This is a genomic window from Curtobacterium flaccumfaciens UCD-AKU, from assembly GCF_000349565.1.
Classification (GTDB): domain Bacteria; phylum Actinomycetota; class Actinomycetes; order Actinomycetales; family Microbacteriaceae; genus Curtobacterium; species Curtobacterium poinsettiae.
On record NZ_KB714608.1, the window covers coordinates 30,227 to 46,306 of the forward strand.

General features: G+C 70.5%; 14 protein-coding genes. 10 read left to right on the forward strand and 4 right to left on the reverse strand.

Annotated features, from left to right (window positions below; translation table 11 throughout):
* Positions 1 to 99: 99 nt before the first annotated feature.
* From H489_RS23340 to H489_RS23355, 4 genes are all read left to right on the forward strand, one after another.
* Positions 100 to 1,419 carry an MFS transporter gene (locus H489_RS23340; RefSeq protein ID WP_017886089.1) on the forward strand — a complete coding sequence of 440 codons (1,320 nt, stop codon included), beginning with the start codon at positions 100 to 102 and terminating at the stop codon, positions 1,417 to 1,419.
* Positions 1,420 to 1,612: 193 nt separating this feature from the next.
* Positions 1,613 to 2,887, forward strand: a complete 1,275-nt coding sequence (locus H489_RS23345) for an RNA polymerase sigma factor (RefSeq protein ID WP_017886090.1) — start codon at positions 1,613 to 1,615, stop codon at positions 2,885 to 2,887.
* Positions 2,888 to 2,893: 6 nt separating this feature from the next.
* Positions 2,894 to 4,153 (forward strand): MurT ligase domain-containing protein, encoded by a 1,260-nt coding sequence (locus H489_RS23350; RefSeq protein ID WP_017886091.1) that lies wholly within the window; start codon positions 2,894 to 2,896, stop codon positions 4,151 to 4,153.
* The gene (locus tag H489_RS23355; RefSeq protein WP_017886092.1) at positions 4,150 to 4,923 is read left to right on the forward strand and encodes a type 1 glutamine amidotransferase; all 774 of its coding nucleotides are present in this window, start codon (positions 4,150 to 4,152) and stop codon (positions 4,921 to 4,923) included. Before H489_RS23350 ends, H489_RS23355 begins: the two co-directional genes overlap by 4 nt.
* A gap of 133 nt (positions 4,924 to 5,056) precedes the next feature.
* On the opposite strand, the gene H489_RS23360 is transcribed toward H489_RS23355, so the two are convergent.
* Positions 5,057 to 5,281 carry a hypothetical protein gene (locus tag H489_RS23360; protein ID WP_017886093.1) on the reverse strand — a complete coding sequence of 75 codons (225 nt, stop codon included), beginning with the start codon at positions 5,279 to 5,281 and terminating at the stop codon, positions 5,057 to 5,059.
* Positions 5,282 to 5,448: 167 nt separating this feature from the next.
* Here H489_RS23360 and H489_RS23365 point away from each other — a divergent pair, with 167 nt between their 5' ends.
* The gene (locus tag H489_RS23365; protein WP_017886094.1) at positions 5,449 to 7,575 is read left to right on the forward strand and encodes a DNA gyrase/topoisomerase IV subunit B; all 2,127 of its coding nucleotides are present in this window, start codon (positions 5,449 to 5,451) and stop codon (positions 7,573 to 7,575) included.
* Between the two features lie 387 nt (positions 7,576 to 7,962).
* On the opposite strand, the gene H489_RS23370 is transcribed toward H489_RS23365, so the two are convergent.
* A complete protein-coding gene (locus tag H489_RS23370; RefSeq protein WP_017886095.1) occupies positions 7,963 to 10,449 on the reverse strand; it encodes a DNA topoisomerase (ATP-hydrolyzing) subunit A in 2,487 nt (828 codons plus the stop codon).
* A 43-nt stretch (positions 10,450 to 10,492) separates the two neighbouring features.
* On the opposite strand from H489_RS23370, the gene H489_RS23375 reads away from it, so the two are divergent.
* The gene (locus H489_RS23375; protein WP_017886096.1) at positions 10,493 to 11,659 is read left to right on the forward strand and encodes an alkaline phosphatase family protein; all 1,167 of its coding nucleotides are present in this window, start codon (positions 10,493 to 10,495) and stop codon (positions 11,657 to 11,659) included.
* A gap of 31 nt (positions 11,660 to 11,690) precedes the next feature.
* Here H489_RS23375 and sepH read toward each other — a convergent pair whose 3' ends face one another.
* A complete protein-coding gene (gene sepH / locus H489_RS23380; RefSeq protein WP_167578285.1) occupies positions 11,691 to 12,719 on the reverse strand; it encodes a septation protein SepH in 1,029 nt (342 codons plus the stop codon).
* Positions 12,720 to 13,016: 297 nt separating this feature from the next.
* On the opposite strand from sepH, the gene H489_RS23385 reads away from it, so the two are divergent.
* On the forward strand, positions 13,017 to 13,316 hold the full coding sequence (locus H489_RS23385; RefSeq protein ID WP_017886098.1) for a DUF4193 domain-containing protein: 300 nt from the start codon (positions 13,017 to 13,019) through the stop codon (positions 13,314 to 13,316).
* A 129-nt stretch (positions 13,317 to 13,445) separates the two neighbouring features.
* On the opposite strand, the gene H489_RS23390 is transcribed toward H489_RS23385, so the two are convergent.
* The gene (locus H489_RS23390) at positions 13,446 to 13,877 is read right to left on the reverse strand and encodes a DUF3093 domain-containing protein (RefSeq protein ID WP_017886099.1); all 432 of its coding nucleotides are present in this window, start codon (positions 13,875 to 13,877) and stop codon (positions 13,446 to 13,448) included.
* Between the two features lie 63 nt (positions 13,878 to 13,940).
* On the opposite strand from H489_RS23390, the gene dut reads away from it, so the two are divergent.
* From dut to H489_RS23405, 3 genes are all read left to right on the forward strand, one after another.
* Complete coding sequence (gene dut / locus H489_RS23395; protein WP_017886100.1) at positions 13,941 to 14,432, forward strand: dUTP diphosphatase; 492 nt, start codon at positions 13,941 to 13,943, stop codon at positions 14,430 to 14,432.
* Positions 14,429 to 15,151 carry a DUF3710 domain-containing protein gene (locus tag H489_RS23400; RefSeq protein ID WP_017886101.1) on the forward strand — a complete coding sequence of 241 codons (723 nt, stop codon included), beginning with the start codon at positions 14,429 to 14,431 and terminating at the stop codon, positions 15,149 to 15,151. Before dut ends, H489_RS23400 begins: the two co-directional genes overlap by 4 nt.
* Before the next feature lie 107 nt (positions 15,152 to 15,258).
* Positions 15,259 to 15,963 carry a DUF3159 domain-containing protein gene (locus H489_RS23405; RefSeq protein WP_167578286.1) on the forward strand — a complete coding sequence of 235 codons (705 nt, stop codon included), beginning with the start codon at positions 15,259 to 15,261 and terminating at the stop codon, positions 15,961 to 15,963.
* Positions 15,964 to 16,080: the final 117 nt, after the last annotated feature.

The window sequence follows — 16,080 nt, forward strand, 5'->3', positions numbered from 1 at the left end:
CCGCGCCTCCAGGCCGTTCCGTCGTCACCTGCACGACGTGACCCGCGTTCGCGACGGCTGTCGCGTATCGACGTGGGAACGCGTCGGTAGCCTGGTCCGGTGAACTCCCGTCGTGCCTTCCTGATCTGGGGCGTCGCGGTCCTCGCGTACGTCCTCGCCGTCGTGCAACGGTCCTCGCTCGGAGTGTCCGGCGTCGACGCGCAGGACCGGTTCGCCGTCTCGGCGGCCGTCCTGTCGACGCTCGCCGTGGTGCAGATCGCCGTCTACGCGGGGCTGCAGATCCCGGTGGGGATCGCGCTCGACCGCGTCGGACCGCGCAGGCTCGTGCTCCTCGGTGCCGCACTGCTGGTCGTCGGACAGGCGATCGTCGCGGTGTCGCCCTCGATCGGGCCGGCCATCGCTGGGCGGGTGCTGGTCGGGGCCGGTGACGCGATGACCTTCATCTCGGTGATCCGCCTGGTACCGATGTGGTTCAGCGGCCGGATCCTGCCGCAGATCTCCCAGTGGACGGGCAACCTCGGGCAGATCGGCCAGGTCCTGTCGGCGTTCCCGTTCGCCGTGCTCCTGCACTCGGTGGGGTGGACCCCGGCGTTCGGCGTCGCTGCCGCGGCCAGCGCGGTCGGTCTCGTGCTCGCCGCCGTGTTCGTCCGGAACGGTCCGGTGCCGGTGCGGACCGACACGATCCCGCTGCCGCACTCGTGGGGTGCCGCGTTCAGCACCTTCGGGCACGCGCTCCGGCGCCCCGGCACACAGCTCGGGTTCTGGTCACACTACGTCACGCAGTCCTCGGGCACGGTGTTCTCGCTGCTGTGGGGCGTCCCGATGCTCCGGGGACTCGGGTACTCCCCGGGCGAGGCGGCGGGCTTCCTCACGATCATCGTGGTGGTCGGGTTCGTCGCCGGCCCGGTGCTCGGCGTGCTCTGCGCACGGTTCCCGATGCGCCGGTCGAACCTGGTGCTCGGCGTGGTCGTGCTGCTCGCGGTGCTCTGGACGGCGATCCTGCTCTGGCCCGGGCACCCGCCGACCTGGCTGCTCGTGCTGCTCGTCGTCGCGATGGGCATCGGCGGACCCGGTTCGCTCATCGGCTTCGACTTCGCCCGGACCTTCAACCCGATCGGCTCGCTCGGCTCGGCGAACGGTGTGGTGAACGTCGGCGGGTTCCTCGCGGCGTTCGTGATGATGTACCTGATCGGCGTCGTCCTCGACGTGGCGGCGCGGGCATCGGGCACCACGGTGTTCGCCTGGGAGAACTTCCGGATCGCCCTCACGGTGCAGTACGTCGTGGTCGGGTTCGGCGTCGGGATGCTCCTGCACGCCCGCCGCCGGACCCGTCGGGTGCTGCACTCGGAAGAGGGAATACGCGTCGGACCACTCTGGGTTGCACTCGTTGCACGCCTGCGGAGGCGGCACGTGCAATAATGATCACGGACCCGTTCGGGACCCCTGTCTGTCGGAGCACTTCGGTGCGCCGGTGAACTCGGGGGACTTGACATGGGTCCTAGTGCTGCCCGGAACGGTAGGACTCGTACGACGCGGGGGACTGCGGCGCGGGACCTGGGCGGCGAGGGAAGCCACGACCCCACGAACGTGGCACGACGAGAGAGGTGATCGCATGGCTGCCCGGAGCACGACGATCGATCCCACGAAGGACACCGAGCCCGAGGGCGCTGTGGCAGAGGACGCCACCGCCACCGAGGGCACCGCAGCGCCGAAGAAGCGCGCCACGAAGGCCCCCGCCACGAAGGCCCCTGCCAAGAAGGCGCCTGCCAAGAAGGCAGCACCCAAGGCGAAGAAGACCGACGCCGTCGACGAGGCCATCGCCTCGGACGAGCCGGTCGAGGAGCCGACCGACGAGGCCGACGACACCGACGACAAGACGGCCAAGCCGGACGCCGCTGCCGCGGTCGCCGCCGGTGCGCTCGTCATCTCGCAGACCGACGACGACGAGGCACCGGTCTACTCCACGACCATCACGGGTGCCACCGCCGACCCGGTGAAGGACTACCTCAAGCAGATCGGCAAGGTCGCCCTGCTCAACGCCGAGCAGGAGGTCGAGCTCGCGATGCGCATCGAGGCCGGCCTGTTCGCCGAGGACAAGCTGCAGCACTCGACGGGGCTGTCGAAGCCCGCCGAGCGTGAGCTGCGCTGGGTCGCCCGTGACGGTCAGCGTGCGAAGTCGCACCTGCTCGGCGCGAACCTCCGTCTGGTCGTCTCGCTGGCCAAGCGCTACACCGGTCGCGGCATGCAGTTCCTGGACCTCATCCAGGAAGGCAACCTGGGCCTGATCCGTGCGGTCGAGAAGTTCGACTACACCAAGGGCTTCAAGTTCTCGACGTACGCGACCTGGTGGATCCGTCAGGCCATCACCCGCGCCATGGCCGACCAGGCCCGCACCATCCGCATCCCGGTGCACATGGTCGAGGTCATCAACAAGCTCGCCCGCGTGCAGCGCCAGATGCTGCAGGACCTCGGTCGCGAACCCACTCCGGAAGAGCTCGCACGCGAGCTCGACATGACCCCGGAGAAGGTCGTCGAGGTGCAGAAGTACGGTCGCGAGCCGATCTCGCTGCACACGCCCCTGGGTGAGGACGGCGACTCCGAGTTCGGTGACCTCATCGAGGACACCGAGGCGGTCGTGCCGGCCGACGCGGTGGGCTTCACGATGCTGCAGAAGCAGCTCGAGAGCCTGCTCGACTCCCTGTCCGAGCGCGAGGCGGGCGTCATCCGCATGCGCTTCGGCCTGGGCGACGGCCAGCCGAAGACCCTCGACCAGATCGGTGACACGTTCGGCGTGACGCGCGAGCGCATCCGTCAGATCGAGTCCAAGACGATGGCGAAGCTCCGCCACCCGTCGCGGTCGCAGTCGCTGCGCGACTACCTCGAGTAAGCCGGCATGCGCTTCTTCATCCCGATCCTGATCGGGCGGATCCTCCGTGCCCTCGCCCGTGCGCGGGGCGGTGGATCCGCCTACCCGGGGTTCATCGTCCTGAAGCTCGTGCCGGACTTCCTGCAGCACGTGACGAAGCAGTTCCCGAACGGCGTCGTCTTCGTGCTCGGTTCGAACGGCAAGTCGACGACGACGCACATGATCTCCGACATCGTCCGGGCCCACGGGCTCCGTGTCTTCACGAACCCGTCGGGCGCGAACCTGCCGCAGGGCATCGCGTCGGCCCTGCTGTCCGAGGTCTCGCTGACCGGACGTCTCAAGGCGGACATCGGCATCCTCGAGGTCGACGAGGCCTTCGCGGTGGAGCTCGCCGGCATCCTGTCGCCCTCGACGGTGACGATGCTCAACGTGCAGGTCGACCAGCTGTACCGGTTCTTCGAGACCGAGCGTGTGGCGACGATGATGCTCGACACCGCCGCACTGTCGACGGCGAACGTCATCACGAACCACGACGACCAGTTCCTCGACGGCTACAGCGGCACCCCGGGGCAGCGCGTCCTGCGGTTCGGTGCGAGCGACGAGGTCATCGCCGCAGCGCCGAACGGCCTGCAGAACGCTGACTCGTTCGACGCCGGTGACCGTGCCCAGCACACCGCCGACGCCGAGGTCGTGGCCCACACGGGCGACGGCGCGACGATCCGCTTCGACGGCGCCGAGATCCCGGTCCGTCTGCCCGCCCGCGGCCTGCACTACGCGGTCGACGCCGCCGCGGCCACCGCGACGGCGAGTGCGGCCCTCGGTGCGCAGTTCCGCGCCGACGCCGTGACGAAGGCCTTCGGCACGATGAAGCCGGCCTACGGCCGTGGCGAGCGGCTCCCCATCGCGGGCGAGTCCGCCGAGTTCACGATGTTCAAGAACGCCGCGAGCCTGCAGCTCAACCTCGACGCCCTGCCGGACCAGCCCGAGCAGGTCCTCATGGCGATCGACGAGGGCACGCCGGACATCTCCTGGATCTACGACATCGACTTCTCGAAGCTCGACCACGTGGACGTCGTCTCCGGCGACAAGGCGTGGCAGATCGCGATCGCGCTCGAGCATGCCGGTGTCCGCATCGGCCGGGTCGAGCCCGACGTCGAGGCTGCCATCAAGCACATGGAGCAGCTCGGTTCGACGACCCGTGGGACGAAGAACTTCATCGTCAACTACGAGATCATGATGATCGCCCGCAAGGCCCTCGGCCACCCGGACATGGAGAAGACCGCATGACGGCCGACCGGCTGACCATCCTGCACGTCTACCCCCGGCAGATGGGTGTCTCGGGCGACCGCGGCAACGTCGCGGCCCTGGTACGCCGTGCGGCCGCCGCGGACATCGAGACCCAGGTCCTCGAGTACGCGCCCGGCGACGACCTGCCGACCACGGCGGACGTCGTCGTGATCGGCAACGGACCGCTCAGCGCCATGCGCTCCCTGGGTGACGACATCGCACGCATCGGCGGAACGCTCCGTGCGTTCGCGGCCGATGGCGTGCCGGTCATCGCCGTCGGCGGCGGGTTCGACCTCGCGACGAACGAGGTCGTGCCGACCGAGGGCGCGCCGCTCGCCGGATTCGGTGTGTTCGACGCCCGTGCCGTGCGCGGTGCCGAGCGCCGCGTGAACTACTTCGTGCTCGAGACCCGGTACCCGCTGCTCCCCGGAGCGCCGAAGGGTCTTGCCGGCTTCGAGGACCACGCCACCCGCATCGAGCTCGCAGCCGGCGTGACGCCCTTCGCCGACGTCGTCTCCGGCGGCGGCAACCAGGCCGGCTCGCCGGTCGAGGGCGCGATCGTCGGGAACTCCTTCGGCACGCACACCCAGGGTCCGGTCCTGCCGCTCAACCCGCAGCTGACCGACGGTGTCCTCGCCGCAGCCACCGCACGGCTGGGCCGCGAGTACGCGCCCGACGCGGAGCAGACGGCGACCATCGACCGCTACGCACGTGAAGCGCGCGCGACGGTCGACCGCTACGTCGACAAGGCGTTCAAGCGCATCGCCTGACGCACGACGAAGAAGGCCGGGTCCCGAGGGGGCCCGGCCTTCGTCGTCTCCGCGCGTTCTGAACCAGGCTGCAGACAGACAGGAGGCGCGGTGCCAGCTGGCACCGCGCCTCCTGTCCGTCTGCCGGTCGCGACTACTTCGACTCGTAGAGTCGGCTGCTCTCGTCGTGCCACTCGATGGCGGTCGCCGCGAGCTTGTCCTTGAACTCGGCGCCGTGGTGGGCGCAGAAGTAGAGCTCGCCGCTCGACATGGTGGCTCGGATGTAGGCCTGCGCCCCGCAGCTGTCGCAACGGTCGGCGGCGGTCAGCTGGTGGTTGCTGACTTCGTCGATGGAGGGGTCCTGCACGGTCTGGGTCATTGCTGTGCTCCTCACGGATCGCAGGTGGTGCCGGGTGGTTGCACCATTTCAACACGTGATGCCTGGGAGCGACGCATTGTCGCGGCCTGTTTCGCTCAGCGCGGATCGGATGGCCCCAGTGCGAGTGTCCACACGGTGCTGTCGGTGCCGCTCGGTAAACTCCGACGGTGAGCTCCGACTACTCCGCACGCCATCTCTCCGTCCTCGAAGGGCTCGAGGCGGTCCGGAAGCGGCCGGGCATGTACATCGGGTCGACGGACTCCCGCGGCCTCATGCACTGCCTGTGGGAGATCATCGACAACTCGGTGGACGAAGCCCTCGCGGGACACGGTGACGAGATCGGCGTCGTGCTGCACGCCGACGGCTCGGTCGAGGTCCGCGACACCGCCCGCGGCATCCCCGTCGACGTCGAACCGAAGACCGGCCTGACCGGGGTCGAGGTCGTGTTCACCAAGCTGCACGCCGGTGGCAAGTTCGGCTCCGGATCGTACGCGGCCTCGGGCGGGCTGCACGGCGTCGGGGCCTCGGTCGTGAACGCGCTGTCGGAGCGCCTCGACGTCGAGGTCGACCGTGGCGGCAAGACCTACGCCATGTCGTTCCACCGCGGCGAGCCCGGCATCTTCGACGACCGCAAGGGCATCGGCCCGGACGCCCCGTTCGCGCCCTTCACGTCGGGCAGTGAACTGCGTGTGGTGGGCAAGGTCAAGAAGGGCGTCACCGGTTCCCGGATCCGGTACTGGGCGGACCGCCAGATCTTCACCGCCGACGCCCGGTTCAGCACCGACGACCTGGTCACCCGTGCACGCCAGACGGCGTTCCTCGTGCCCGGGCTCGGCATCACCATCACCGACGAGCGCGCTGCGTCGATCGACGCCGCTGCCGCCCGTGCCGAGGCGACGGGCACCACCGTGGCTGCCGGCCCGGTGGTCGAGCGATTCCGGTACGAGGGCGGGATCGGCGAGTTCGTCGAGCACCTCGCCGTCGACAGCCCCCTGACCGACGTCTGGCGTGTGCAGGGCACCGGGACCTTCACCGAGACCGTGCCGATGCTCGACGACAAGGGCCACATGGTCTCCACCTCGGTCGAGCGCGAGTGCGAGGTCGACCTCGCACTCCGCTGGGGCAGTGGGTACGAGACCGTGTTCCGCAGCTTCGTCAACATCATCGCGACGCCGAAGGGGGGCACCCACCAGGCCGGGTTCGAGTCCGGTGTCGTGAAGGCCGTCCGCGCCCAGGTCGAGGCGAACGCCCGCAAGCTCAAGGTCGGGCAGGACAAGCTCGACAAGGACGACGTCCTCGCCGGCATGACCGCCGTGCTGACCGTGCGGTTGCCCGAGCCGCAGTTCGAGGGGCAGACGAAGGAGATCCTCGGCACCCCGGCGGTCCGCAAGATCGTCGACCAGGTGGTGTCGAAGCGCATCACCGAGATCCTGACCTCGACGCAGCGCACCGAGAAGGCGCAGTCGGCCGCCCTGCTCGAGAAGGTCGTGTCGGAGATGAAGACCCGCATCTCGGCGCGGGCGCACAAGGAGACCCAGCGGCGCAAGAACGCGCTCGAGAACTCCTCGCTGCCGACGAAGCTCGCCGACTGCCGCTCGCAGGAGACCGAGGGCACCGAGCTCTTCATCGTCGAGGGCGACTCGGCCCTGGGCACCGCGAAGCTCGCGCGCAACAGTGAGTACCAGGCGCTGCTGCCGATCCGCGGCAAGATCCTCAACGTGCAGAAGGCGTCCGTGTCGGACATGCTCTCGAACGTCGAGTGCGCGTCGATCATCCAGGTCATCGGTGCCGGTTCGGGTCGGACGTTCGACATCGACCAAGCCCGCTACGGCAAGATCATCATCATGTCCGACGCCGACGTCGACGGCGCCCACATCCGCACACTGCTGCTGACGCTGTTCTTCCGGTACATGCGGCCGATGATCGAGCAGGGCCGGGTCTTCGCCGCCGTGCCGCCGCTGCACCGGGTCGTCGTGGTGAACCGCGGCAAGCCGAACGACACGCTGTACACGTACTCCGAACAGGAGCTGCAGACGGTGTTGAAGAAGCTCGAGAAGACGGGCAAGAAGTACCAGGAGCCGATCCAGCGGTACAAGGGCCTCGGTGAGATGGACGCGGACCAGCTGGCGGAGACCACGATGGACCGTGCGCACCGAACCCTGCGCCGGGTGAACGTGACCCATGCCGAGGGCGCTGCGAAGGTGTTCGAGCTCCTGATGGGCAACGACGTGGCGCCGCGCAAGGAGTTCATCCTGGCCGGCGAGGGCCTCGACCGCGACCGCATCGACGCGTAGCGGCGCGGCGGCAGGCCGAGTCTCGGTGCCGCCAGAGCGACACCGTGCCGCCACCGTGCGCGGTCCGTGCTGCCGAAGCGACAGTCTCCCGCGAACTGTTGGCGGACTTCTGTCGCTTCCGCGTCGGCGGCGCGAGCGGTCCGGACGCGACTGGCCCGCGCCTCCCGGCCAGCGAGTCTCGCGGTGGGCGACCGGACTCGGGTGCCGGACGGCGAACGATGTCGCGTAGGCCGAGTCTCGGTGCCGCCAGAGCGACACCGTGCCGCCACCGTGCGCGGTCCGTGCCGCCGAAGCGACAGTGTCCCACGAACCGTTCGTGGGACACTGTCGCTCTCGCGAGCGAGCGAGCGCGCGCAGCGGACGGACGGACGGACGGACGGCGCCCGCCTACGCCTCGCCGGCGGTGCCGTCGAGCGTCGCGGCGCTGCCGCCGATCGAGCCGATGACGGCCTCGAGCGGTGCACCCGACCCGTCACGCTTCGACAGCCAGTCGGGCAGGGTGCGGGCGGCGCCGTCGGTGCCGACAGCGTGCGGCGGCGCGATGCCCGCCCAGCCGACGGTGAGCCCGTCCTCGCCCTTCAGGAACGCGTGCGCCCGGACACCCTGGGTCGCGCGGCCCTTCGCCGGGAACTCCGACAGCGCGGAGACCTTGGCTCGGCCGGCGTCGGTGCCGGGCAGCGCTGTCGAGGTGGTGGACACCGTGGCGACCACGGCGTCGTCGGAGCGTGCGACGGACCCGAACCAGATCACGGCGGCGCCGTCGGCCAGGGCCATGCCGGCCACTCCACCGGCGGGCAGCCCCTGCGCCCGGACGACGGACGCCGGGAACCGCAGCAGCTGCGCGTTCGAGCTGATGAACACCAGGTCGTCGGACTCCGGGGCCTGGGCGGCACCGACCACCGCGTCTCCGGGCTTCAAGCCGATGGCGACGAACTCGGGCTTGTCCGGCCAGGCGCCGGGGACGACGCGTTTCACGACGCCGTGCGCGGTACCGATCGCCAGCGAGTCCGACGATGCCCCACCGAGGTCGACGAGCGCGACGACCGTCTCGCCCTTGGTGAGCGCCAGGAAGTCGGTGACCCGGACGCCGGCGTCGAGCCGGACCGCTGCGGGCGGCACGGCGGGGACGTCGACGGGGGAGAGCCGCAGGACCCGCCCGGTGGAGGTCAGGGCGCCGAGCTGCCCGCGGACTGTGCTCACCACGGCGGAGCGGACGGCGTCGTGCTTCGAGCGCTTCGGCACGCGGACGATGCCGAGTTCCGACGTCGGGATGTCGACGCGGATGAGCCGCCCGGTGGTCGAGAGCAGCACGCGGCAGGGGGAGTCGGCGATCTGCAGGGACTCCGGGTCGACCGCGGCCTTCCGACCGCCCTTGACCGGGGCGTCCGCCTCGGTGAGCAGGGTGCGGCGCGGGGTCGCGAACTTGTCGGAGACCTCGGTCAGCTCGAGGGCGACCTGCGCGCGGAGGCGCTCGTCGGACGCCAGCAGTTCTTCGAGGGCGGCGATGTCGGCGAGCAGCTGGTCACGCTCGGCCTCGAGCTCCATCCGCGAGAACTTCGTCAGGCGACGCAGGCGCAGCTCGAGGATGTACTCGGCCTGCACCTCGGACAGGTCGAAGACGTCGCGCAGGCGGTTGCGCGCCGCCTCGGAGTCGTCGGACGTGCGGATGACCTGGATGACCTCGTCGATGTCGAGGATCGCGATGAGCAGGCCCTCGACCAGGTGCAGCCGGTCCTTGCGACGTGCCAGGCGGTACTGCGACCGGCGGGTGACGACGTCGAGCCGGTGCTGCACGTAGACGTCGAGGAGCTCGCGCAGCCCGAGGGTGCGGGGTGACCCGCCGACCAGGGCGACGTTGTTGATGCCGAAGCCGTCCTCGAGCGGGGTGTGCTTGTAGAGCTGCTCGAGCACGGCGGTGGGGTTGAAGCCGCTCTTGATGCCGATGACGAGCCGGAGCCCGTGGTTGCGGTCGGTCAGGTCGTTGACGTCCGAGATGCCGACGAGCTTCTTGGACTGGACGCCGTCCTTGATCTTCTCGATGACGCGCTCGGGGCCGACCAGGTAGGGCAGCTCGGTGACGACGAGGCCGACCTTGCGCGGGGTGAGGTTCTCGACGCTCACCTTGGAGCGGGTGCGGAACGAACCGCGGCCGGTGGCGTAGGCGTCGCGGACCCCGGAGAGCCCGACGATGGTGCCGCCGGACGGCAGGTCCGGGCCGGGCACGAACTCCATGAGCTCTTCGAGGGTGGCCTGCGGGTTCATGAGCAGGTGCTTCGCGGCCTCGACGACCTCGCCCAGGTTGTGCGGTGCCATGTTCGTCGCCATGCCCACCGCGATGCCGGAGGCACCGTTGACGAGCAGGTTCGGGAACGCCGCCGGCAGCACGCCGGGCTGCATGATCTGGTTGTCGTAGTTCGGGACGAAGTCGACGACGTCCTCGCCCAGGCCCTCGGTCATCGCCATCGACGGTTCGGCGAGCCGTGCCTCGGTGTAGCGGGCCGCAGCGGGTCCGTCGTCGAGTGAGCCGAAGTTGCCGTGGCCGTCGACGAGCGGCACGCGCATCGTGAACGGCTGGGCCATCCGGACCAGCGCGTCGTAGATCGCGCCGTCGCCGTGCGGGTGCAGCTTGCCCATCACCTCGCCCGTGACGCGGGCGCTCTTGACGTGTCCGCGGTCGGGGCGCAGCCCCATCTCGGCCATCTGGTACAGGATCCGGCGCTGCACCGGCTTCAGGCCGTCGCGGGCGTCGGGCAGTGCCCGCGAGTAGATGACGGAGTACGCGTACTCGAGGAAGGAACCCTGCATCTCCTCGGAGACGTCGACGTCCTCGATGCGCTCACCGTCGGGCAGGCCGACTACATCCGTGCGTGCCATGGCACCTTTCTGGAAGACCAGAGTCGTCTGGAAGACTCGTGGAATGGGAACAAGCGTACCGACGGCCCCCGACGGCGTCGCGAACCTCGCCGACGTCTTCCCGAGTTGCCTCGTCGCGCTCGGTGCAGCGGACGATGCGTGGTTGCGTGGCAACGGCCTGGAGGCCCGGATCACCCTCCGCCCCGCCCGCTCGGCGATCGTCGTGCTCGTCGACGGCCTCGGGTCCGCCGCGCTGTCCGCGCGCGCCGGGCACGCCCGCTGGCTGACCGGCGCGAAGGGCACCGGCACCGCGAAGAAGCTGCGGAGCGGGTTCCCGACCACGACCGCGGCCGCACTGAGCACGCTCACGACGGGCCGATCGCCCGGCACCCACGGGGTGATCGGGTACAGCGGCTGGAACCCGGACACCGGTGCCGTGATGAACCTGCTCGGAGGCTGGGACACCGAGGTGCCCGCCGACTGGCTCCTGACGCAGACGCTGTTCACCCGGGCGGCTGAGCTCGGACTCGACCCGGTCGTCGTCGGGCCGGACCGGTACCGATCGTCCGGGATGACCGCGAACGTGCTCGGCGGTGCGCGGTACGTGTCGGCGGACTCGATCGCCCAGCGGGTCGACGCCGCCCTGGCCGAGACGGACTCCGGCCGGTCGCTCGTCTACCTGTACGTGCCGGAGCTCGACTCGATCGGCCACAAGTCCGGCTGGCAGTCCGACCGGTGGACGGCCGCGCTCGAGTTGCTCGACGGGGAACTCGCCCGCCTCGATGCCCGCAGCGCCGACGACGTGGGGGTCCTGGTGACGGCGGACCACGGTGTGCTCGACGTGCCGGACCACGCGAACATCGCGATCGACCCGCTGCTGCTCACCGACGTCGTCGGTGTCGCAGGAGACCCGCGCTGCCGACAGCTCACGGTCGCACCGGGCACCGACGTCCGCGCCCTCGTCGGCGCGTTCCGGGCGCGCTACGGCAAGAAGGCGTCCGTCGCCAGCCGTGCCGAGGCGATCGAGGCCGGGTGGTTCGGGCAGGTGTCCGACGAGGTGGTGCCGCGGATCGGTGACGTGCTCGTCGTGGCGCGAGGCTCGTGGGCGTTCAACGACGACCGAGCCCTGCGCGAGGACGAGACACCGAAGCGCATGATCGGCCAGCACGGCGCGATGACCGACGAGGAGACGATCGTCCCGCTCCGGCTCGCCGGTGCCTTCGCTCACTAGGGGCGTCGGCGCCGACGCGCGGTGGTCCGGATCAGGCGGGGTCGTCGTCCGGGCGGGTGCCGAAGACGATCTCGTCCCAGCTCGGCATCGAGCGGCGGCTGCGCTTCTTGCGTTCGCCGCGGCTCTCGGGCTCCGGCGCCGAGGCCGGACGGCCGTCGGTCGACTGCGGTGCGGTGTCGTTCGCGCCGCCGTCCTCGAAGCCCTGCAGCGGGATGTCGACGACGCTGATCGAGGTCCCGCGGGCGGGCTCCTCGCGCTGTTCGCCGAAGGACGCGGCCTCACGCTCACCGCGGCGACGGCGCAGCGCCTCGAGCAGGTCGGCGGTCTCGTTGCCGGGAGCACGTTCTTCCACGGTGGCCTGGCCGATGCGGGGCAGTGGCGCACGGAGCGGTGCGTGCTGGGACGGTTCGGGCTCGGCGGCCGGCTGCTCCGGCTCGTCGACGCGGAAGGCTCCGGAGTCGAAGCGGGTGCCGTCGTCGTCCTGCTGCTCGAACTCGACCGCACGCAGGCGCGGGGCGATGCCCTCGTCGTCGGTGTGCGACAGCCGGTGGGCGTCACCGTTGTCGGGCGCGAGGGTCGAGGTCTTCGGGTCGAAACGCCACTGGGCGTCGTGCTCGACCTCGCCCGCGGTGTAGCGGACGCGGACCTGCCAGCCGCTCTCCGGGTGCTTCCAGGAGCCCCAGGTGATCGCGGTGGCCTCGCCGGCCTCGAGCTTCGCGGTGATCGCGGGGCCGAAGGTGTCGGGGGCCTCGTCGTCGACCGGGGTGACCGGGACGCGGTGCGAGGCGTCGAGGATGAAGGCCCGCTCCGCCAGGACCGGACCCTCGAAGCGACGGACGTACTCGACGTCGACGTCGAGCGCGGCTGCCACGTCGGCGGCGTCGGCACCACCGCGGATCCGTGCCTGGACGTCCTTGGGGGAGACCCGCTTCTGCGGACCGGCGTCGGGGTTCGCCTGGCGCACCTGACCCGCCAGCGACGACGAGACGGGCAACCGGAACTCGGTGCCGCCGTCGGTCGCCAGGAGGAGTGCGCCGGACTCGACTCCGATGACTCTCACGTCTTGCATGGTTCCGCCTTCCCAGCGTCGCGTACGGTCCTGCTGTCGTACCCCGTGAGTATGCAGGGAGGACGGACGGTTTCCGGGGAGGCGCACGGGCGTGCCGCGCACATCCGCAGGCCGATCCGAGAGCGCGCCGGAGCCCGGCAACGGGTGTCGGGAATGTCCGGTTCGGGTCACTGGTTGCACAGCCAGCACGACCCGCCGCAGCACTCGGTTTGCGCATCGGCGGGGCGTGGTGCAAACTGTCGCCGCCGATCACCCGGCGACGACCTCTCGATACGAGAATGGATGGGCATGGCCACCGATTACGACGCCCCCCGGAAGACCGACGACAACTCTGACTCAGAGTCGATCGAGGCCCTCAAGGAGCGCGTTCCCGACAAGATGTCGGGGGTCGTCGACGATGATTCCGACAACCCCGGCAGCTTCGAACTCGCCGGGCAGGACCTCAGCGACGTCGACCTCGACGTCGTGGTGCTGCCCCCGCAGGTCGATGAGTTCACCTGCGTCGAGTGCTTCCTCGTGAAGCACCGTTCCCAGCTCGACCACGAGTCGAAGCTCGGACCGGTCTGCGCGGAGTGCGCGTCGCTCTAGCGAGCACAGCCGCGTCGTCCTCGACGCAACGATCAGCGAAGGCCCCGCGTCCCGATGGGATGCGGGGCCTTCGTCGTGGGCTGCGAGGCGGGGCCGAGCCGCGCCTCCAGGGCCGTTGCCCGTGGTCCGTCAGGACCGCAGCGCCTCGACGACCTTGCCCGGGTGGCGGACGCTGACCAGCCAGTAGGGCGTCGGGTCGGCGTCGTCGCGCACCTCGACCTTGACGACCCCCCGCACGTAGCCGCGGAAGAGGGTCCAGGCGCGGGCGTCGAGTGCCGGGCCGCGCTGCTCGGTGGCCGCCGTGCCCTCGAACGCCTCGGTCGTGCCCACGAGCGTCCGGGGGAGGTGTGCCCTGCCCGCGTGGAACTCGGTGTCGGTGACCTCGATGGTGGGTGCGAGTACCCACAGGAGCACGAGGACCCCGAGCTCCATCCCGATCGCCACGAGGACGCCGGCCAGGACGCTGATGGGGAGGAAGACGAGCAGGGTGGCGGGGATCACGAGCGCCGTCGCCAGGTACAGGGCGGGCGGGGCCCAGAGTCGTTCGCGGTACAGGGTCACGGGTCCATTCGATCACGAGCGGACGAGGTCACGGAACGGTCACGGCTGCACTACCCTCGTCACGTGACCGAACCAGTCGACGTCCTCTGGACCGGGGAGCACGCTCCCGGCCACGCCCACCCCGGCGACGCGGGTGCCGATCTCGTCTCCACCGAGGCCTTCGTGCTGCAGCCGGGCGAGCGACACCTGGCCGCCACCGGACTGCGGATCGCGCTGCCCGAGGGGTACGCCGCGTTCGTGGTCCCGCGCAGCGGCCTGGCGGCGAAGCACGGCATCACGATCGTGAACAGCCCCGGCACCGTCGACTCCGGCTACCGCGGCGAGATCAAGGTCGCGCTGCTCAACACGGACCAGACGGAACCGTACGAGGTCCACGTGGGCGACCGCATCGCCCAGTTGATCGTGATGCCGGTGCCGCAGGTGACCTACACCCGGGTCGACGAGCTGCCGGACAGCGTCCGCGGACAGGGCGGGTTCGGCTCGTCGGGCTACGGTGACCGGAGCGGCGCCGTGCACGGTGCCGCCGCAGACGCTCAGGAAGGGACGCGCGCATGAAGTTCGGCCGACGCAAGCAGGACGAGGTCGAGGTGGCGGACGCCGTCGCCGACGACATCGAGGTCGCGGACACGTCCCCCGAGGTCGACATCGCGACCGATGCAGACGCGGACCACGACGAGGTCGACGCGGTCGCCCCGACGGACAAGTCCGCTCCGGACGACCGGGCCGAGAACGGCCCCCACGACGAGACCGAGGCGAACCTGGTCCGCCCCTACGTCGACCTGGGCGGGGTGAAGGTGCTCCCGCGTGAGGGCCTGCACCTGCGCCTCGAGGTCGAGGAGGGCTCGCAGCGCGTCGTCGCGGTCGGGCTCGACTACGACGACTCCACGCTGCAGGTCCAGCCGTTCGCCGCGCCCCGGTCCACCGGCCTGTGGCACGAGATCCGCGCCCAGATCGCCGAGCAGATCGAGCGCCAGGGCGGTGTCGTGACCGAGGTCGACGGCCCGTTCGGCCCCGAGCTCCGGGCGTCCGTGCCGGTCGCCGTGGATGGTGACGGCGGCACCGCCGGTTCCCGTCCGGCCCGCTTCGTCGGCGTCGACGGCCCGCGCTGGTTCCTGCGCGGCGTGATCGCCGGCAAGGCCGCCGAGCAGCCCGACGACGCCAGCGAGATCGAGGAGCTGTTCCGCAGCGTCGTCGTCGTGCGCGGCACGACGCCGATGCCGCCGCGCGACCTCATCCCGCTGCACATGCCCAAGTCGACGCAGACCGCGATCTGACGGCCCGACGAGCAACCCCGCCTGGAGGCACGGTGCCGGACCACGACGACACCCCACGACCCGAGACGGCTGGCCCCGACCCCGCTGCACCGGCAGCTGAGTCGTCGGTGGCGCCGTCGTTCTCCGCGCAGTTCCGTGACGCGGTGCAGAACGCCGGCATCGCCCGCGTCGCGCCCGGCGAGGCACCGTCCGGTCGGGCCCTGCTGGGCGCGGTCGGCGGGGTTCGTGGGCTCGCCGAGTCGGTGCTGCCCGGGTTCGCGTTCCTGGTCGTCTACGCGATCACGAAGGAGCTCGTGCCCAGCGTCGTGATCCCCGTGGTCGTCGGCCTGGTGTTCGTGGTGCTCCGGCTGGTGCAGCGGCAGTCGGTGACGATGTCGTTCGCGGGCATCCTCGGCGTCGCGGTCTCGGCCGGCCTCGCGCTCATCACCGGCCGCGCGGAGAGCAACTTCATCCCCGGCATCATCATCAACGCGGTCTGGCTCGTCGGGCTGCTGATCACGCTGGCGATCCGCTGGCCGCTCATCGGGCTCGTCGTCGGCTTCCTGCTGCCCGCGAACGAGGACGGCTCGCACGTCGACTGGCGTGCCGACCCGGTCAAGCGGCGGGTCCTGACGGTCGCCACCTGGATATGGGTCGGCCTGTTCGCCGTCCGGCTCGCGGTGGAGGTCCCGCTCTACCTGACAGCGCAGGTCGAACTGCTCGCCGGGCTGAAGCTCATCCTCGGCGTGCCGCTGTACGCGGCGGTCCTCTGGGTGACGTGGCTGCTGGTCCGCACCGTGTTCGTCCGGCGCGACGACGTCGCCGCGGTGTAGAGTTCTCTCGACATCAAGATAGTTCCTGCCGGGCGCGCACGTGTCCGCGGGATTAGGTTTGCCTTGCTGGTGGGACGGTCCACGGCCCGCGAGGATGAGGGCAAACCGATCAGTAGG

Bases quoted from the DNA above. Each gene is read 5' to 3' on its own strand.
- H489_RS23350 (WP_017886091.1), top strand. From the start codon at position 2,894: ATGCGCTTCTTCATCCCGATCCTGATCGGGCGGATCCTCCGTGCCCTC.
- H489_RS23385 (WP_017886098.1), top strand. From the start codon at position 13,017: ATGGCCACCGATTACGACGCCCCCCGGAAGACCGACGACAACTCTGAC.
- H489_RS23400 (WP_017886101.1), top strand. From the start codon at position 14,429: ATGAAGTTCGGCCGACGCAAGCAGGACGAGGTCGAGGTGGCGGACGCC.
- H489_RS23345 (WP_017886090.1), top strand. From the start codon at position 1,613: ATGGCTGCCCGGAGCACGACGATCGATCCCACGAAGGACACCGAGCCC.
- H489_RS23360 (WP_017886093.1), bottom strand. From the start codon at position 5,281: ATGACCCAGACCGTGCAGGACCCCTCCATCGACGAAGTCAGCAACCAC.
- H489_RS23370 (WP_017886095.1), bottom strand. From the start codon at position 10,449: ATGGCACGCACGGATGTAGTCGGCCTGCCCGACGGTGAGCGCATCGAG.
- H489_RS23375 (WP_017886096.1), top strand. From the start codon at position 10,493: ATGGGAACAAGCGTACCGACGGCCCCCGACGGCGTCGCGAACCTCGCC.
- H489_RS23355 (WP_017886092.1), top strand. From the start codon at position 4,150: ATGACGGCCGACCGGCTGACCATCCTGCACGTCTACCCCCGGCAGATG.